The 14,724-nt window shown below is 71.0% G+C and carries 12 protein-coding genes; 5 read left to right on the forward strand and 7 right to left on the reverse strand.

The window, feature by feature from the left end; all coding sequences use genetic code 11:
- The 4 genes from B9G38_RS08475 to B9G38_RS08490 form a co-directional block, all read left to right on the forward strand.
- Positions 1 to 652: GIDE domain-containing protein (locus tag B9G38_RS08475; protein ID WP_086220101.1), on the forward strand; the 652-nt coding region annotated here is incomplete at its 5' end.
- A 120-nt stretch (positions 653 to 772) separates the two neighbouring features.
- On the forward strand, positions 773 to 2,074 hold the full coding sequence (locus B9G38_RS08480; RefSeq protein ID WP_086220091.1) for a ribonuclease R family protein: 1,302 nt from the start codon (positions 773 to 775) through the stop codon (positions 2,072 to 2,074).
- Positions 2,075 to 2,114: 40 nt separating this feature from the next.
- Complete coding sequence (locus B9G38_RS18225; RefSeq protein WP_198945670.1) at positions 2,115 to 2,663, forward strand: hypothetical protein; 549 nt, start codon at positions 2,115 to 2,117, stop codon at positions 2,661 to 2,663.
- Between the two features lie 66 nt (positions 2,664 to 2,729).
- Positions 2,730 to 4,127 (forward strand): MmgE/PrpD family protein, encoded by a 1,398-nt coding sequence (locus tag B9G38_RS08490; RefSeq protein ID WP_086220092.1) that lies wholly within the window; start codon positions 2,730 to 2,732, stop codon positions 4,125 to 4,127.
- A gap of 27 nt (positions 4,128 to 4,154) precedes the next feature.
- Here the strand turns inward: B9G38_RS08490 and B9G38_RS08495 are convergent, their stop codons facing one another.
- The 3 genes from B9G38_RS08495 to B9G38_RS08505 all read right to left on the reverse strand — a co-directional run bounded on the left by B9G38_RS08495 (position 4,155) and on the right by B9G38_RS08505 (position 7,251).
- Positions 4,155 to 4,607, reverse strand: coding sequence for a universal stress protein (locus tag B9G38_RS08495; RefSeq protein ID WP_086220093.1), 453 nt, complete (start codon positions 4,605 to 4,607; stop codon positions 4,155 to 4,157).
- Positions 4,608 to 4,727: 120 nt separating this feature from the next.
- The gene (locus tag B9G38_RS08500) at positions 4,728 to 5,990 is read right to left on the reverse strand and encodes an MFS transporter (RefSeq protein WP_086220094.1); all 1,263 of its coding nucleotides are present in this window, start codon (positions 5,988 to 5,990) and stop codon (positions 4,728 to 4,730) included.
- Between the two features lie 67 nt (positions 5,991 to 6,057).
- Positions 6,058 to 7,251, reverse strand: coding sequence for an MFS transporter (locus B9G38_RS08505; protein ID WP_086220095.1), 1,194 nt, complete (start codon positions 7,249 to 7,251; stop codon positions 6,058 to 6,060).
- 186 nt (positions 7,252 to 7,437) lie between these two features.
- On the opposite strand from B9G38_RS08505, the gene B9G38_RS08510 reads away from it, so the two are divergent.
- A complete protein-coding gene (locus B9G38_RS08510) occupies positions 7,438 to 8,640 on the forward strand; it encodes an acyl-CoA dehydrogenase family protein (protein WP_086220096.1) in 1,203 nt (400 codons plus the stop codon).
- A 544-nt stretch (positions 8,641 to 9,184) separates the two neighbouring features.
- On the opposite strand, the gene B9G38_RS08515 is transcribed toward B9G38_RS08510, so the two are convergent.
- The 4 genes from B9G38_RS08515 to B9G38_RS08530 all read right to left on the reverse strand — a co-directional run.
- Positions 9,185 to 11,449 (reverse strand): TRAP transporter fused permease subunit, encoded by a 2,265-nt coding sequence (locus tag B9G38_RS08515; protein ID WP_086220097.1) that lies wholly within the window; start codon positions 11,447 to 11,449, stop codon positions 9,185 to 9,187.
- A 74-nt stretch (positions 11,450 to 11,523) separates the two neighbouring features.
- Entirely contained in the window at positions 11,524 to 12,588 is a 1,065-nt protein-coding gene (locus tag B9G38_RS08520) for a TAXI family TRAP transporter solute-binding subunit (protein ID WP_233127179.1), read from the reverse strand.
- Positions 12,589 to 12,742: 154 nt separating this feature from the next.
- Positions 12,743 to 14,257: an acetyl-CoA hydrolase/transferase C-terminal domain-containing protein gene (locus tag B9G38_RS08525; RefSeq protein WP_086220098.1), complete on the reverse strand. Its 1,515-nt coding sequence runs from the start codon at positions 14,255 to 14,257 to the stop codon at positions 12,743 to 12,745.
- Positions 14,254 to 14,724: MaoC family dehydratase (locus B9G38_RS08530; RefSeq protein ID WP_086220103.1), on the reverse strand; the 471-nt coding region annotated here is incomplete at its 5' end. The genes B9G38_RS08530 and B9G38_RS08525, both read right to left, overlap by 4 nt.

The raw sequence follows: 14,724 nt of genomic DNA on the forward strand, positions 1-14,724 counted from the left end.
TGACGGGACCGACGGCGCGGAGCGGCAGATACGAGTCAGCGGCCGCGCCGCCGCGGTCGACGGCGAGACGCTCCCCGCGCCGTTCGGCGGCGGCCCGTGCCTCTGCGTCGAGTACGACGTGTCCGAGCTCCGCAGTCAGGGGAAAGGGCAGTCGTGGGTCACGATCGACGGGGGCGAGGCCGGCGTCCCCTTCCGGGTCGACGACGGCGGAACCGGCGTCCGCGTCGACCCCGCGACGGCGACCTTCTCGCTCGGCGTCGACGAGAAGGTCAAGCTCGACGCCGGCGAGGAGCCCCCCGAGCGCGTCCGGGGGTTCATCGACGCGGTCGACGAGGTCGACGGGACGGAGACGGGGTACGAGGTCGGGCCGCTCACGATCGGCGACGACCCGCGGCGCCGGTACGTCCAGCGGACCCTCCGCCCGGGCGACGAGGTGACGGTCGTCGGCGACGGCGAGGCGTTCCCGGACGCGCCCGTCGGCGAGGTGAAATCGCGGATCGCCGGCGGCTCCCCGTTCGTCGTCTCGGACGCGAGCGCGCGGCGGACCGCGCTCCGGCTCGTCGGCTCGTCGGCGGTGCCGATCGCCCTCGGCGTCCTCGCGCTCGGCGTCGCGGCCCTGCTCCTTTCGCCGGCGGTCGCGGCGGTCGTCTGAGGCAGCTCGCGCGTCCGTCGCCGTCCGCCTCGCCGCGGACGGGGCGCTCGGCGCTCGCGCCGCCATCGCCGCGCCTCCCCGCCCGACAGGCCTTTCTAACGGACCCGCGTTGGTGGAGGTATGTCAGACGACGAGCCGAAGCAAGGGTCCGCCGAGGACCAGGGCCCCGTGACGATCACGCCGGCGCTCGCGGACCGACTCGCGGAGAAGCGCGAGGAGCTGTTCGAGGAGTTCGAGATCCGCGACGAGTTCCCGAGCGAGGTCCTCCGCGAGGCGGAGGCGCGGACCGAGGGCGTCTACGAGGAGATCGAAGCCGAGATCGACGAGCGCGAGGACCTCCGCGACCTCACGACGTGGACCACCGACCCGGTCGACGCGCAGGACTTCGACGACGCCATCTCGATCGAACGGGAGGAGGGGGCCTACCGCCTGTGGGTCCACATCGCCGACGTGACTCACTACGTCACCCCGGACACCGCGATGTGGGAGGAGGCGGTCGAGCGCGCCAACACCGTCTACCTGCCCGACTACACGATCCACATGCTCCCGCCGGTGCTCGCCGAGACCGTCTGCTCGCTCGTCCCGAACGAGGACCGGCTCGCGCACACCGTCGAGATGGAGATCGACGAGGAGACGCTCTCGTTCGAGGACATCGACATCTACAAATCGGTGATCAACTCCGACGAGCGGCTCACCTACTCCGAGTGCGAGGAGCGGCTCGACGACCCCGACCTGCCACTGAGCGAGGAGAACCAGCTGGCCTTCGAGCTCGCGGACCGGATGCACGAGCAGCGCAAGGCGGACGGCTCGCTCGTCTTGAACCCCCGGCGCGACCGCGCGCACACCATCATCGAGGAGTCGATGCTGAAGGCGAACAAGGCGGTGACGCACACGCTGATGTGGGACCGCGGCGTCGAGGCCATGTACCGCGTCCACCCGCAGCCGACCCCCGACCAGTGGAACGAGGCCTTAAAAGAGATCCAGGAGCTGGACGGCGTCTCCATCCCCGGCGACGCGTGGGGCGACGACCCGCGGAAGGCGGTCAACGCCGCCCTCGAAGAGTCGCCCGAGCGCCAGCTCAACAAGATCCAGCGCGCCGTGCTGAAGGTGATGCCCCGCGCGAAGTACATGAACGACCCGTTCGGCGGCCACCACGCGCTCAACTTCGACATCTACGGCCACTTCACCTCGCCGATCCGCCGCCTGTCGGACACGATCAACCACTGGATCGTCCACGAGAACGACGTGCCGGAGACCCTCGTCGAGCTCTGCGACCACGCCAGCGACAAGCAGAAGGACGGCGAGACCGCGGAGCGGCTCTACAAGCAGTTCCTCCAAGAGCAGGGGCTCGACCCGTACGCGGTCAACAACCGCGGCGTCGAGGTCGTCGAGGACCCCGAGGAGGCGAAACACACGGCCTGAGCGGCGAGAGATATACGCCCGTGCGGCCGCAAAAGGTGGTATGGACGCCCACGACCACGACGACGCGGACCCACACGCGACAGAGCCGTTCGAACGGTCCGGCGACCCCGAGCGCGACGCGGAGCGCGCGGCGACGGTCGGCGGGTTCACCGGGGCGGTCCTCGGTGCCCGCGGCGGCCCGATCGGCGCCGGCGTTGGCGCGCTGATCGGCGGGTCGACGGGGTACGCCGTCGGCTACGCCCTGAGCGAACTGGAGTCGATGGACGGCGAGGAGCTCGACCCCGCCGACGGCGTCGCGGAATCTCCGTCCGAAGGCGACGACAACGACGGACCCGTGACGATCGAGGTCGAGTCCGACGAGTCCGACGAGGACGGCGACCACGGCGAGGACGACGACCACGGCGAGGACGACGACCACGGCGAGGACGACGACCACGACGACCACGGCGAGGACGACGACCACGACGAACACGGCGAGGACGACGACCACGACGAACACGGCGAGGACGACGACCACGACGAACACGGCGAGGACGACGACCACGACGAACACGGCGAGGACGACGACCACGACGAACACGCGGACTGACGGCTCGACGCGCAGCTCGTCTGCCGCGGAGCGAACCTTGATTGCCGGCCGTGACGACCCGCCGGCATGGTAACTGACCGCATCGTCGACCACTGCCTGTCAGTCGACGCCGACCGCCCGGACCTCCCGGCGCACCTCCTCGACTGGTTCGCCGTCGCGATCGGCGGCGCGACCCACGCCGACTCCACCCCGGCGATCCTCGACGGCGTCCGGGCGATCGCGGGTCCGACGCCCGACCCCGAGACCGACGAGACCGCGACGCTCCTGCCGAGCGGCGAGCGGCTGACCCCGGCCGACGCCGCGCTCGCGAACGGCGCGCTCGCGCACAGCCTCGACTTCGACGACACCCACCTCCCCTCCTCGCTCCACCCGGGCGCGCCCGTGATCGCGGCCGCGCTCGCGGCGGCCGAGGGTGAGGCGGCAGGGGGCGAGGCGACGCCAGCGGACCGGTTCCGCGCGGGCGTCGCGGCCGGCTACGACGTCGCCTGTACGGTCGGCGAGGCGGTCGGACCGGACGCCCACTACGACCGCGGCTTCCACGTCACCGCGACCTGCGGGACCTTCGGCGCCGTCGCGGCCGCGGGCGTGGTCCGCGGGCTCGACGCCGACGAGCTCCGCGACGCCTTCGGGATCGCTGGGAGTCAGGCCGCCGGCTCGCTCCAGTTCCTCGCGAACGGCGCGTGGAACAAGCGGCTCCACCCCGGGCTCGCCGCGCGGCGCGGGATCGAGGCGACCGACCTCGCCGCCGCCGGGGTCGTCGGCGCGGCCGACCCACTCGCGGGCGAACACGGCTTCTTCGCCGGCTACTCCGACGGGCCGAACCCCGCGGCCGTCGACCGGATCGGCGAGCGCGACGCGGTCGCGGAGACGGGCCGGAAGCCGTACCCCTGCTGTCGCTACCTCCACTCGGCGATCGACGCGCTCCGGGAGATCGCCCCCGAGGTCGACCCCGACGCGGTCGAGTCGATCGAGGTCGCGATCCCGAGCGCCGGCGTCCGGCTCACCGGCGAGCCGATCGAAGCGAAGCGGCGCCCCGACGGGTTCGTCGACTGCCAGTTCTCCGCGCCGTTCGCGGCCGCGCTGGCGCTCGTCGAGGGGACCGCCGACGCCGAGGCGTTCCTGCGGGCCGTCGGGCGCCTCGACGAGCCCCCGCGGTGGGACGACCCCGCGATCCGCCGGCTGATGGACGCGACGAGCGTCGGGACGGACCCGGCGATCGAAGCGCGGTTCCCCGAGGAGTGGGGCGCGCGGGTGACCGTGACCGCCGGCGGCGAGACGCGCGAGGCGTCGGTTAGCGTCCCGCTCGGCGAGCCGGAGAAACCGATGTCGGCCGAAGAGACGGAGGCGAAGGCGGCCGGGCTGCTCGCGGGCAGCGGCGTCGACGCCGACCGCCTCGCGAGCGTCGTCGAGTCGCTCGACGGACGGTCCGTGGCGGACCTCGTCGACGCGGCGACCGCGGAGTGAGGCGAAGAGCGGCGGGGCGTCCGCGGGCTACTCGTCGTCTGACGGCTTGCCGACGATGACCGGGCGGTCGGCGTTGAGGATGACCGACTGGCTGACGCTGCCGAACAGCGCCTTGCCGACCGGCGAGCGCTCGCGCATCCCGAGCGCGATCGCGTCGACGTCGCGGTCGGCCGCGACCGCGAGGATCGCGTCCGCGGCGTCGCCGACGTGGAGCTCGCGGTCGTGCGCGATACCGAGGTCGTCGAGCCGCGCCTCGACGGCCTCCAGCGAGTCGGGGATCCCGCGGAGGTCCTCGATCGACTCGTTGATGTCGTCGATGACGGACGAACCCGCCTCGTCGGCGGGGGCGTCGACGGACTCGTACACGTGGAGCAGCGTGACCTCGATCTCGGCCGCGTCGGCCGGGAGCGATTCGAGGATGCCGACCTGCGAGAGCGCGCGCTCCGCCTCGATGTCGACCGGCAACAGGACGTGGTACATACGCCGGAGTTGAACGCCGGCCTCCTTAAACATCCCCGCCGGATTCGAGGACCCGCGAACGCCGCGCCGTCGGCGGGTCGAGCGCTGATCGGTCGGGGCGGAGCGGCCGTCCGCCGACGCTCAGTCGTGCCGCGTCGCGAACCGGGTGACCGCGGTCGCCGCCAGCGCGCCGAGCGCCGCGATGAGCGCTAAGACGACGAACAGCTCCCGGGGGCCGGCGCGGGTGAGGACCGTCCCGGCCAGCGTGGAGCCGAGCGCGCCGATCCCGAAGATCCCGACGTAGGTGTAGCCGAAGGAGAGGCCGCGCGCCTCGCTCGGCGAGTAGGCGGCGACCGTCGCCTGCGAGAGCGGCTGGACCGTGAACAGCGCGACGCCGAGGGCGAGCGACACCGCGACGAAGGTGGCGACCGTGCCCGTCGCGGGGATGAAAAGCAGCGCGAGCGCCGAGAGGACGCCCATCAGCGCCATCAGTCCCCACTCCGGGGGGACGCGGTCGGCGATCCGGCCGCCGAGGTACTGCCCGAACACGCCGACCGTGAGGACCGCCACGTACAGGTACCGCCCCACGTCGAACTGGTCGGCGTAGGGGCTCGACGGGTCGACGAGCTGGACGTCGACGAGCCCGCCGAGCACGTCGCCGAGGAGGTCGGGGAGGAACGTGAGGAACGTCCGGTAGTAGAGCCCGCTGAACGTGACGAACGCGAACACGATCAGGAACCCGCCGGCGATCAGGAGCCGCGTGTCCGAGAGGATCGACGACAGCGAGACCTCCCCCTTCGTCCCGTCGTCCGACGCGACGCCCGGCTCGGGGGCGTCGGCCGCGTCGGCGCCCGCGCCGTCGACATCGACGGTGAGCCCGTACGCGGCGACGGCGACAGCGGGCAGCGCGAGCGCCGCCGTCACCAGCCGCCAGTCGAACGCCAAGAGCAGCAGCGCCGTCGCCAGCGGACCGAGCGCGATCCCGAGGTTCCCGCCGATCCCGTGGTAGCCGAGCGCGGTCCCGCGCTGGTCGACCGACGTCGAGAGCAGCGACAGCCCGGCCGGGTGGTAGACGCTCGCCGTGAGCCCCCACACGGCGATCGCCGCGGCGAGGACGGGGAGCGTCGGCGCGAGGCTCACGAGGAGGAACGACCCCGCCATCCCGGCGAGGCAGGCGAGGATGAGCGGCTTCGACCCGAAGCTGTCGACGAGGATCCCGCCCGGCAGCGCGCCGACGCCGAACAGCCCGTAGCCGAGCGTGACGACGACGCCGAGCGCGGCGGCGGTCGTCGAGAACTCCCCGACCCACACCGTCAACAGGATCGGGATCGACAGCTCGTAGGTGTGGACGAGCCCGTGCGATCCCGCGGTGAACGTGACGATCCGGCGCTCGGCGGCGTCCATGTGAATCCGGGGTTCGTCGGGTCGGGTGATAACCTCGGGGGTAGCCGCCGCGGTTGCCGAGACCGAGTCACTCCGCCATCGCCGTCTCGCCGACCGGGGGCTCGGCCCGGACGACGGCGACGACGAGGACGGCCGCGACGAGACACACCCCCGCGAGCATGGTCCAGCTCGCGCGGTAGGTCGCCGTGTCCGCGAGGTAGCCGAACGCGGGCGGGGCGAACAGCGCCCCGGAGGTGAGCGCCACCTGACAGCCCGCGGTCGCGCTCCCCATCTGGTCGGCCGGGACCAGCGTCGCCATGACGGAGTAGTAGACGCCGGTGAACCCCAACACGAAGAACCCGAGGGCGGCGAACGCGGCCGCGGCGGTCGCCTCCGTCGAGGTCCGCGCGACGACGAGGAACAGCGCCGCGCTCGCGACCGTCTGGACGAGGAGGATGGCGCCGATCCGGGTCTGCGGCTCGCCGGGGAGGTGGTCGGAGAGCCACCCGCCGAGGAGCCGCCCGCCGCTGCCGAACAGCTGGACGATCGCCAGCACGGTGCCGGCGAACGCGACCGACGCGCCGACCGACTCCTCGACGTAGAGGACGGTGTAGCCGGTGGTCGTGAAAAGCGCCGCGCCGAGGAACAGCCCGGCGACGACGAGCAGGACGTACGGGCGGTTGCCGGCCAGCCCGCGGAGGTCCGGGCGGCTCGTCGACCCGCCGCCCGCGCCGCGGTAGAGGACCGCGAAGGCGCCGGCGACGACGAAGCCGACGCCCGCGGCGATCAGGAAGCCCGCCTGCCAGAAGAGGTAGCCCGCGAGCCCGGTGACGAGCAGGGCGCTGATCCCGCTCCCGCCGGTGACGCCGACCTGTTTGATCCCCATCGCGGTGTTCTGTCGGCCGGGCTCGACGCTGTCGTACACCGCCTTGTTCGTCCCCGGCATCGCGGTGCTGTAGACGGAGCCGAGCAGGAAGACGGCGACGAGGAGGAGGGCGTAGGAGGGCGCGCCGGCGACGAGCACCATCCCCGCGGCGAGGCCGACGAGGCCGAGCGAGAGCGTCTTGCGCTCGCCGACGCGGTCGGTTATCGCCCCCACCGGCAGCAGGAACAGCGCGTAGCCGAGGGTGAGCGTCGTGACGACGAGCCCGACCTGAAACCGGGAGAGCCCGAACTCGTCGCGGAAGAACGTCGTCGCGGCGAAGACGGTGTAGTAACAGATGCTCGCGGACACCTGCCACAGCGTCACCAGCGAGACGGTGCGCCAGTAGGAGCGGTCCATTCACCGCCAGCCACCACGTCCCGGTTGATAAGCGGTGCCGTCCCGGCAACCGCGGGCCTCGGGCGGCGGGACGGCGACCGCGGGCCGCGCCGGCGCGAGCGCTCCGGCCGCCGGCCGGGCGCCGATTCCGCCGGCGCGTACTGCCCGCTCACGAATCCTTATGGGCCGCGACCGGGAGGAGAACCCATGCCACAGGACTGGCGCGACTCGGTCGAACTCACCCAACAGCAGTCGCTCGTGCGGCGCAGCATCCGGGACCTGTGCGCCGAGTTCGGCGACGAGTACTGGCGCGAGCGCGACCGCACGGCGACGTACCCGACGGAGTTCGTCGACGCGCTGGCCGACGACGGCTGGCTCGGCATGCTCGTCCCCGAGGAGTACGGCGGCGTCGGGATGTCGACGAGCGAGGCCGTGGTGATGATGGAGGAGATCGCCGCGAGCGGCGGCGGCTTCGCCGGCCCGCAGTCGATCCACGGCGGGATCTACAACTCCGTCCCGATCGTGAAGTACGCGGACGAGGAGCTGAAGGAAGACCTCCTGCCGCGGGTCGCCGACGGCGACGCCCGCATTCAGGCGTTCGGCCTCACCGAGCCGAACGCCGGGTCGGACTCGACGGCGATGGAAACGCAAGCCGACCGCGACGGCGACGAGTACGTGGTCAACGGCGAGAAGGTGTGGATCTCCCGGGTCGAGGACAGCGACTACCTCCTCCTGATGGCGCGGACGACCCCGCGCGGGGAGGTCGAGAAGCGGACTCGCGGCATCTCGATGATCCTCGTCGACCTCGAGGACGCCTACGGGAACGGCCTCGAAATCGAGCGCATCCCCAAGAGCGCCAGCCGCGCGGTCCACTCCTATCAGCTGTACTTCGACGACCTGCGCGTCCCCGCCCGGAACCTGATCGGCGAGGCGGGGAAGGGGTTCTACCAGGTCCTCGACGGACTCAACGAGGAGCGGCTGGTGATCGCCGCCGAGTGTCTCGGGCTCGGCGAGGTCGCCCTCGAACGCGGCATCGAGTACGCGAACGAGCGCGAGGTGTTCGGCGGCCCCATCGGCGCCAACCAGGCGGTCCAGCACCCGCTCGCGGAGGCGTACGCCGACCTGCTGGCCGCCAAGAAGGTGATCTACGGCGCCGCGGACCGCCTCGACGACCTCGAACGCACCGAGGCCGGCGCGGAGGCCAACGTCGCGAAGTACCTCGCCGCGGAGGCCGCGTTCGAGGCGGCCGACGCCGCGGTCCAGACCCACGGCGGCTTCGGCGTCGCCCGCGAGTACGACGTGGAGCGCTACTTCCGCGAGGCCCGCCTGACGCGGCTCGTCCCCGTCACCCAACAGCTCGCCCTGAACTACCTCGGCGAGCGCGTCCTCGGCCTCCCGCGGTCGTACTGACCCGTCCGAGAAGAGCCATTTATAAAGTAGATGCGGTGGCGCGTGCCGGCGAGCGGCCGGAAGGCCGCGAGTCGCACACGCGAGGGACGCGGTGAGCGCTCGAAGAGCGCGAACCGCGAGGCTGGGGAGGCGTGAGGTGCGGTCGCCGTGCGATCGGGCGGGACTCGACGGGGCAGTCACCGGCGGCGGAGCCGCCGGTTGCCCGTGGCGCTACGCGCCACGTCGCGAGGGCGAAGACGCGCGACGGGAGGACCGCAGCGAGGGAGCGTCAGCGACCGACCGAGGACCGCAGCGAGCGCATCGGGTCCTCGCGACTGGGGCTTTGGCGGTGTTCTCCGGAGCTGTGTTGACAGCTGCGTATAGCCGAGCGACTGGGGCTTTGGCGGCGTTCACCGCCGATCCGTTATCAGTCATTTATAAATGAGCGACTAGGTCCTCGCCGGAGAAACCCGCAGCACGGCCGTTCGGTCGTATCGAAGCGCGTCCGGCGCGTCAAACTCACCCCCTCAACTAACTTAAGAAGAACCGCCGACGGATCGCCGCCCTACCGCTTTCGACCGGACAGCGTCCCGGCCGCGCCGCGCAGCGTGCGGAGCGGGTTCGGCCGGCCGATGACGGTCTGGAGCGCGTACAGGGCGAGGACGGCCGCCAGCGCACCGACCTGAACGATCTGCATCGGGTGGACCATCGCCACCACGCCGGCGACGAAGAACGCGACCCGGAGTCCGAACGTCTGCCCGCGACCGAACGCGAACCGGTAGTTGATCCCGTGGATGATCGCGATGGAGCCGAGCATCGCGAGCGCGCCCGCCGACAGCGAGGCGTAGCCGAACGTCCCGGAGACGAGCTCGGGGTGGTAGGCGAACGCGAAGGGGAGGACGAAAAGCGGCGCGGAGATGCGCAGCGCCTCCTTACAGCTCCCCCAGAACCCGCCGCCGGAGATGCCGCAGGTGACCGCGACGCAGGTCGCGATCGGCGGCGTCAGCCCGGCCAGGATGGCGGCGTAGAACACGAAGAAGTGCGCCGCGAACTCGGGCACCGCGAACTGGCTGATCAGCGTGGGCGCGACGAGCAGCGCCACGACGGTGTAGGCGGCCGTCGTCGGCATGCCGAGCCCGAGGATGATACAGATGACCATCGCCAGCACGAACGCGATGATGGCGATACCGCCCGACAGGTCGAGCAGCGTGAGCGAGATGGCGGTCGGGACGCCCGTCGCCATCAGGATGTCGACCACGCCGTTGATCGCCGCGAGGATGATCGTCACCGGCGCGACGACGATCACGCCCTCGCGGAAGCCGTCGACCGTCTGTTCGAGCGTATCGACGAGCGCCTCGCGGTTGCTCTCGCCGTTGATCGCCGCCTGAACCTGCGGGATACCGATCCCGAAGGCGATCATCGAGAGGGCGGTGTACAGCGCGGCCGTCATCACCGTGTACTGGAGCACGCCCAGCACGTAGATGAGGATGAAAAGCGGCACGCCGTACTTCACCGACTCCAGCAGCGCCGTCCCCCGGTCCATCTGCTCGTCGATCAGCCCGCTCATCTCCGGGTCGTCGATCTGCGGCGCGGCCACGTAGTGGACGGCCATCGCGATCGAGACCACCAGCACCGCCGCCGGGATCAGCCCGGCGATGATGACGTCGACGTAGGTGACGCCCGTGATCAGCGAGGCCATGATGAACGCCCCCGCGCCCATCACGGGCGGGAGCACCTGCCCGGCGGTCGAGGCGACCGCCTCGATCCCGCCGGCGGTCTCGGGTTTGATCCCGTTCTCCTTCATCAGCGGGATGGTGAACGAGCCGGTCATCCCGGCGTTCGCGGTCTGGCTCCCGTTGACGGAGCCGATGACCGCGCTCGCGATGACCGCGGTCTGGGCGATCCCCGAGTCGACGTACTTCGCCGACCGGACCGCCAGCCGGAGGATGAGGTCGAACGCGCCGTACGCCTTCAACAGTCCGGCGTACAGCAGGAACAGCGCGATCCACGCCGCGACGAGCCGGGTGAGGAACCCGTAGAACCCGTCGACGCTCACCACCAGGATCCGGAGGATCCGCGAGGGGCTCAGGCCGCCGTGGCTCAGGGCGCCCGGCATGTACGGTCCCGTCAGCCCGTAACCGATCCCGATGAGCACGACCGCGAGGAACGTGATCCCGAACGAGCGCCACGTCAGGTAAATGATCGCGAGCGTGAACGCGAACGCCATCGCGATCTGCGCCTCGGTGGCGCGCCCGACCGTGTCGATCGCGACCTGCTGGTAGTTCAAGAAGAGGTACCCGCTCGTTCCGAGCGAGATCAGCCCGGAAACGAGGAGCAGCGCCGTCTCGATCCAGTTGCCCTCGATCAGCGGCTCGTCGAGCTCGGAGAGGACGTACAGCCCGAGGATGCCGCCGAGGAACGCGACCGCGTACTGCCCGCGCGGCATCTGCTGGGTGTACGAGTACCACATGACGATCATCCAGAACGGGATCGAGTAGGAGACGAGCGCCATGCGGAGCCGCTCTTCGATACCGGACCCGAGCCAGAGGATCGCCCCGGCGACCCCGGCGACGCCGATCAGTCCGCCGACGCCGAGGATCGCCGCCGATCCGGCGATTTCGGCGCCGAGGAGCGCGGGCGCGATCACCGTGGGACCGAAGACGACGAGCGTCCAGAATGGCAACGAGAGGAGGTACAGCCAGAGCTGTTTGCGGCCGCGGTCGCCCTCGGCGAGGTCGAGCGAGTCCTCGTCGCCGAGCAGGCTGTCGTCGGGTACCGGGGCGTCTGGCGCGTCGGTCGGATCGGTCGGGGTGTCTGGGTTAGTTGCCATCCGTCGGAAGGGTGGGGGCGTGTGTTACGGGTGAAAGTGGCGTTTTCCGCGCGGTACGGCTCGTCGGGTAGGGGTTACTCGTCGCCGCGGCTCCAGGAGTCGTCCCAGACGTCGTTGTCCTCGAAGAAGTTCGCCACGCCGGCGTGGATGTCGATGTCCGAGATGACGGTCTGAGTCATCGCTTCGGGCGAGTACTCCAGCGTCGTCGGGTCGGACTCGCGGAGCGTGTCCTCGTGTTCGATGGCGAGCCGGCAGATCTCCTCGGTGGCGCGGGCCGGGATGTCCGGGCTGAACGCCCACTGGCCGGCGAGCGACCACGTCGTCATCGTGTCGGTGTAGGCGGTGACCTCCTGCTCGTACCCGTACGGCTCGATCTCCTCTAAGATCGCGCCCGGGTGGTCCTCGATGACCTGCCGGAACTCGTCGTCGACCTCGAGCAGGTTCAGGCCGCCGCCGCTCCGCACGTCGACCTCCTGACACCAGCCGGAGAGGTTGACGCCGTTGGCGCCGTACAGACACAGCGCGTCGACGCGCCCTTCCTCGACGGCGCCCGGGATGTCGCCGGTGTCGACGTTGAGGATCTCGTTCGGCTCCCACATGCCGGCCTCCTTGAGGATCTCCTCGGTGAGCAGTCGCGTCCCGAAGCCGGGCTGGATCGGGTAGATCGTGTAGCCGCCCTCGCGGAGGTCCGCGACGGACTCGACGTCGCTGCCCTCCAGGCCGACCCAGTGGATCTGCAGCGAAGTGAACAGGAAGCCCTGGTCGGGGAGCGTCTCGACGGGGTCCTCGGCGAACGGCCCCTCCTCGTTGAGCGCCTTCGACAGCGAGTTGTTGTCGACGCCCATCGCCGGGATGTCGCCGTTGTCGTACGCGTAGAGGTTCGCCGTCCAGCCCTGCGTCTCCTGAACGGAGATGTTCAGGAAGTCGCTGTGCTGGGAGGCGGCGCGGGCGAGCGCCTGGCCCGCGGCCTGCGTCGAGCTCCCGGTCGACGTCCCGCCGATGGTCACCGTCACGTCGCCGCTGCCGTCGCCCCCGTCGCCGCCGTCGCCGCCGCCGGAACAGCCGGCGAGTCCCACGGCGCCCATCGCGGCCGCGCCCTTCACAACGTCGCGTCGAGTCGTCTTGTCACTATCTACCATGTAGGTTTAGGCATATCGTGTATTCGTAAAAGGGTATCGTCGCGCCCGAGAATTGACGGAAAGCGAGGGTATCAGCCGAGAAACGATACTACGGAGCGAGTTACTTTCCGAAAGATTTCACCGCTTGCGAGTTGGAAAAACAGAATTCGGCCGGTTACGTATCAGTCGATTCCCACGAGAACGCGGACGGGAGATGGTGGGGCGTGTTGCCGCCGCCGCTCTCGGATCGCGCGCGGTAGGCGTCGAGGTCCTCGCGGAACGAGGGGTCGGCCACCGCGATCAGCTCCGCGGCGCGCTCGCGCGGCGAGCGCCCCCGGAGGTCGGCCACGCCGTGTTCGGTGACGACCACGCTCGCGTCGTGTTCCGAGTGGTCGACGTGCGGCGTCAGCGGGACGACCCGCGAGACGTCGCCGCCGACCGCCGTGGAGGGGAGCGCGACGATCCCGAGCCGGCAGTTGCGGGCGAAGTCGCCGCCGCCGCCGATGCCGTTGACGACGCGGGTCCCGCCGATGTGGGTCGCGTTCACGTTGCCGTACAGGTCCACCTCGACGGCGCTGTTGACGCCGACGACGCCGAACCGGTCGACGAGCTCGGGCGCGTTCGAGACGTCCGCCGGGCGCAACACCACGTCCTCGGCGTAGCGCTCGACGTCCGCGAACAGTCGCTCTTGGCCCTCGCTCGACAGGGCCAGCGAGGTGGCGCTCGCGCCGCGGAGGTCGCCCGCGTCGAGCATGTCGAGCAGGCCGTCCTGAACGACCTCGCCGACGTACGCCACGTCCCGGTCGCCGAAGTCGACGTCCGCGAGCGCGCCCATCAGCGCGTTGCCGAGGCTGCCGACGCCGAACTGGAGGTTCACCGCGTCAGACAGCAGGGGGTTCCGGTCGAGTTCCGCCTCCAGGAACTCGCCGAGGTTCGCCGCGATCGCCTCGTCGGTGGCGGAGACCTCGCGGAACTCGTAGGGGTCGTCCGGTCGGTCCGTCTCCACGACCGCGTCGAGCTTCTCGGGGTCGAACCGGACCGCCGGCCCGTCCGTCTCGCCGAGAGGGTCGTCGAGGGGGATCGGCCCCCGGTTCGGCGGGTCCTCGCGGACGTGGACGTCGTGGACGCGGGCGAGGTCGAGCGGCTGCGCGCGGTTCACCTCGACGACGAGCCGGTCGGCCGCGCCGACGTAGGCGGGCGTGTGCCCGATCGACGTGGAGGGGACGAGCCAGTCCGGGCCGACCGCGACCGCCTCGACGACCGCGACCGTCTCGCCGCGCATGCCCGCGCGGAGGCCGCCGAACCGCACCTCGTCGGCGAGCCGAGAGATGTGACGGTCGTGGAACTGGATCCGCCCGTCGTTGGCCGCCGCGCGCGAGGTCTCGTTCGGGACGAACGGATAGCGCCGGGCCATGTCGCCGGACTCGACGAGGTCGCGGTCGATCTCGTCGCCGACGCCGCCGCCGGAGATAACGGTGAGCTCGCGCTCCTCGTCGGCCGCGGCGACGGCCTCGGGGACGAGCTTCGGGTAGCCGACGCCGCCGAAGCCGGAGACGAGCAGCGTCGCGGTGGAGGGGACGAGCGCGGCCGCCTCCTCGGGCGAGGCGAACGGCAGCTCGCCGCCGAGCCGCGTCGCCGGCACCGGGTCGTCGAGCGTCGGCGCCGCCGGACCGGAGGGCGCGGGCGTCACTCTAAGTCCTCCGGCTGCGTGCCGATGCCCTCGGGCCAGCCCGTCGGCTGCGCCGCGCTCGGCTCGGCGTGCGAACGCTTTAGGACCATCGGCGTGCGCTCCAAGGAGAGCACGAGCTCGTCGTTCTGGTTGTACGCGCGCAGCTCCGTGGTGACGATGCCGACGTGGTCCCGGGAGGAGGACTCCCGCTTCTCGATCACCTCGGACTCCGCGAACAGCGTGTCGCCGTGGAAGACGGGCGCGTGGTGGCGGATCGCGTCGTAGCCGAGGTTCGCGGTCGCGTTCGCCGACACGTCGATGACGCTCATCCCGACCGCTAAGGCGATGACGAAGGTGCCGTCGACGAGGCGCTCGCCGAACTCCGTCTCGGCGGCGTACGCCTCGTTGAAGTGCATCGGGTTGAGGTTCATCGAGAGGTTGGTGAACCAGACGTTGTCCGTCTCGGTCACCGTCCGGCCGTAGGGGTG

The organism is Halorubrum sp. SD612, from assembly GCF_002135005.1.

Excerpts from the sequence above, each read along its gene's own strand:
- B9G38_RS08480 (WP_086220091.1), top strand. The coding sequence starts at position 773 with ATGTCAGACGACGAGCCGAAGCAAGGGTCCGCCGAGGACCAGGGCCCC.
- B9G38_RS18225 (WP_198945670.1), top strand. The coding sequence starts at position 2,115 with ATGGACGCCCACGACCACGACGACGCGGACCCACACGCGACAGAGCCG.
- B9G38_RS08490 (WP_086220092.1), top strand. The coding sequence starts at position 2,730 with ATGGTAACTGACCGCATCGTCGACCACTGCCTGTCAGTCGACGCCGAC.
- B9G38_RS08495 (WP_086220093.1), bottom strand. The coding sequence starts at position 4,607 with ATGTACCACGTCCTGTTGCCGGTCGACATCGAGGCGGAGCGCGCGCTC.
- B9G38_RS08500 (WP_086220094.1), bottom strand. The coding sequence starts at position 5,990 with ATGGACGCCGCCGAGCGCCGGATCGTCACGTTCACCGCGGGATCGCAC.
- B9G38_RS08505 (WP_086220095.1), bottom strand. The coding sequence starts at position 7,251 with ATGGACCGCTCCTACTGGCGCACCGTCTCGCTGGTGACGCTGTGGCAG.
- B9G38_RS08510 (WP_086220096.1), top strand. The coding sequence starts at position 7,438 with ATGCCACAGGACTGGCGCGACTCGGTCGAACTCACCCAACAGCAGTCG.
- B9G38_RS08515 (WP_086220097.1), bottom strand. The coding sequence starts at position 11,449 with ATGGCAACTAACCCAGACACCCCGACCGATCCGACCGACGCGCCAGAC.
- B9G38_RS08520 (WP_233127179.1), bottom strand. The coding sequence starts at position 12,588 with ATGGTAGATAGTGACAAGACGACTCGACGCGACGTTGTGAAGGGCGCG.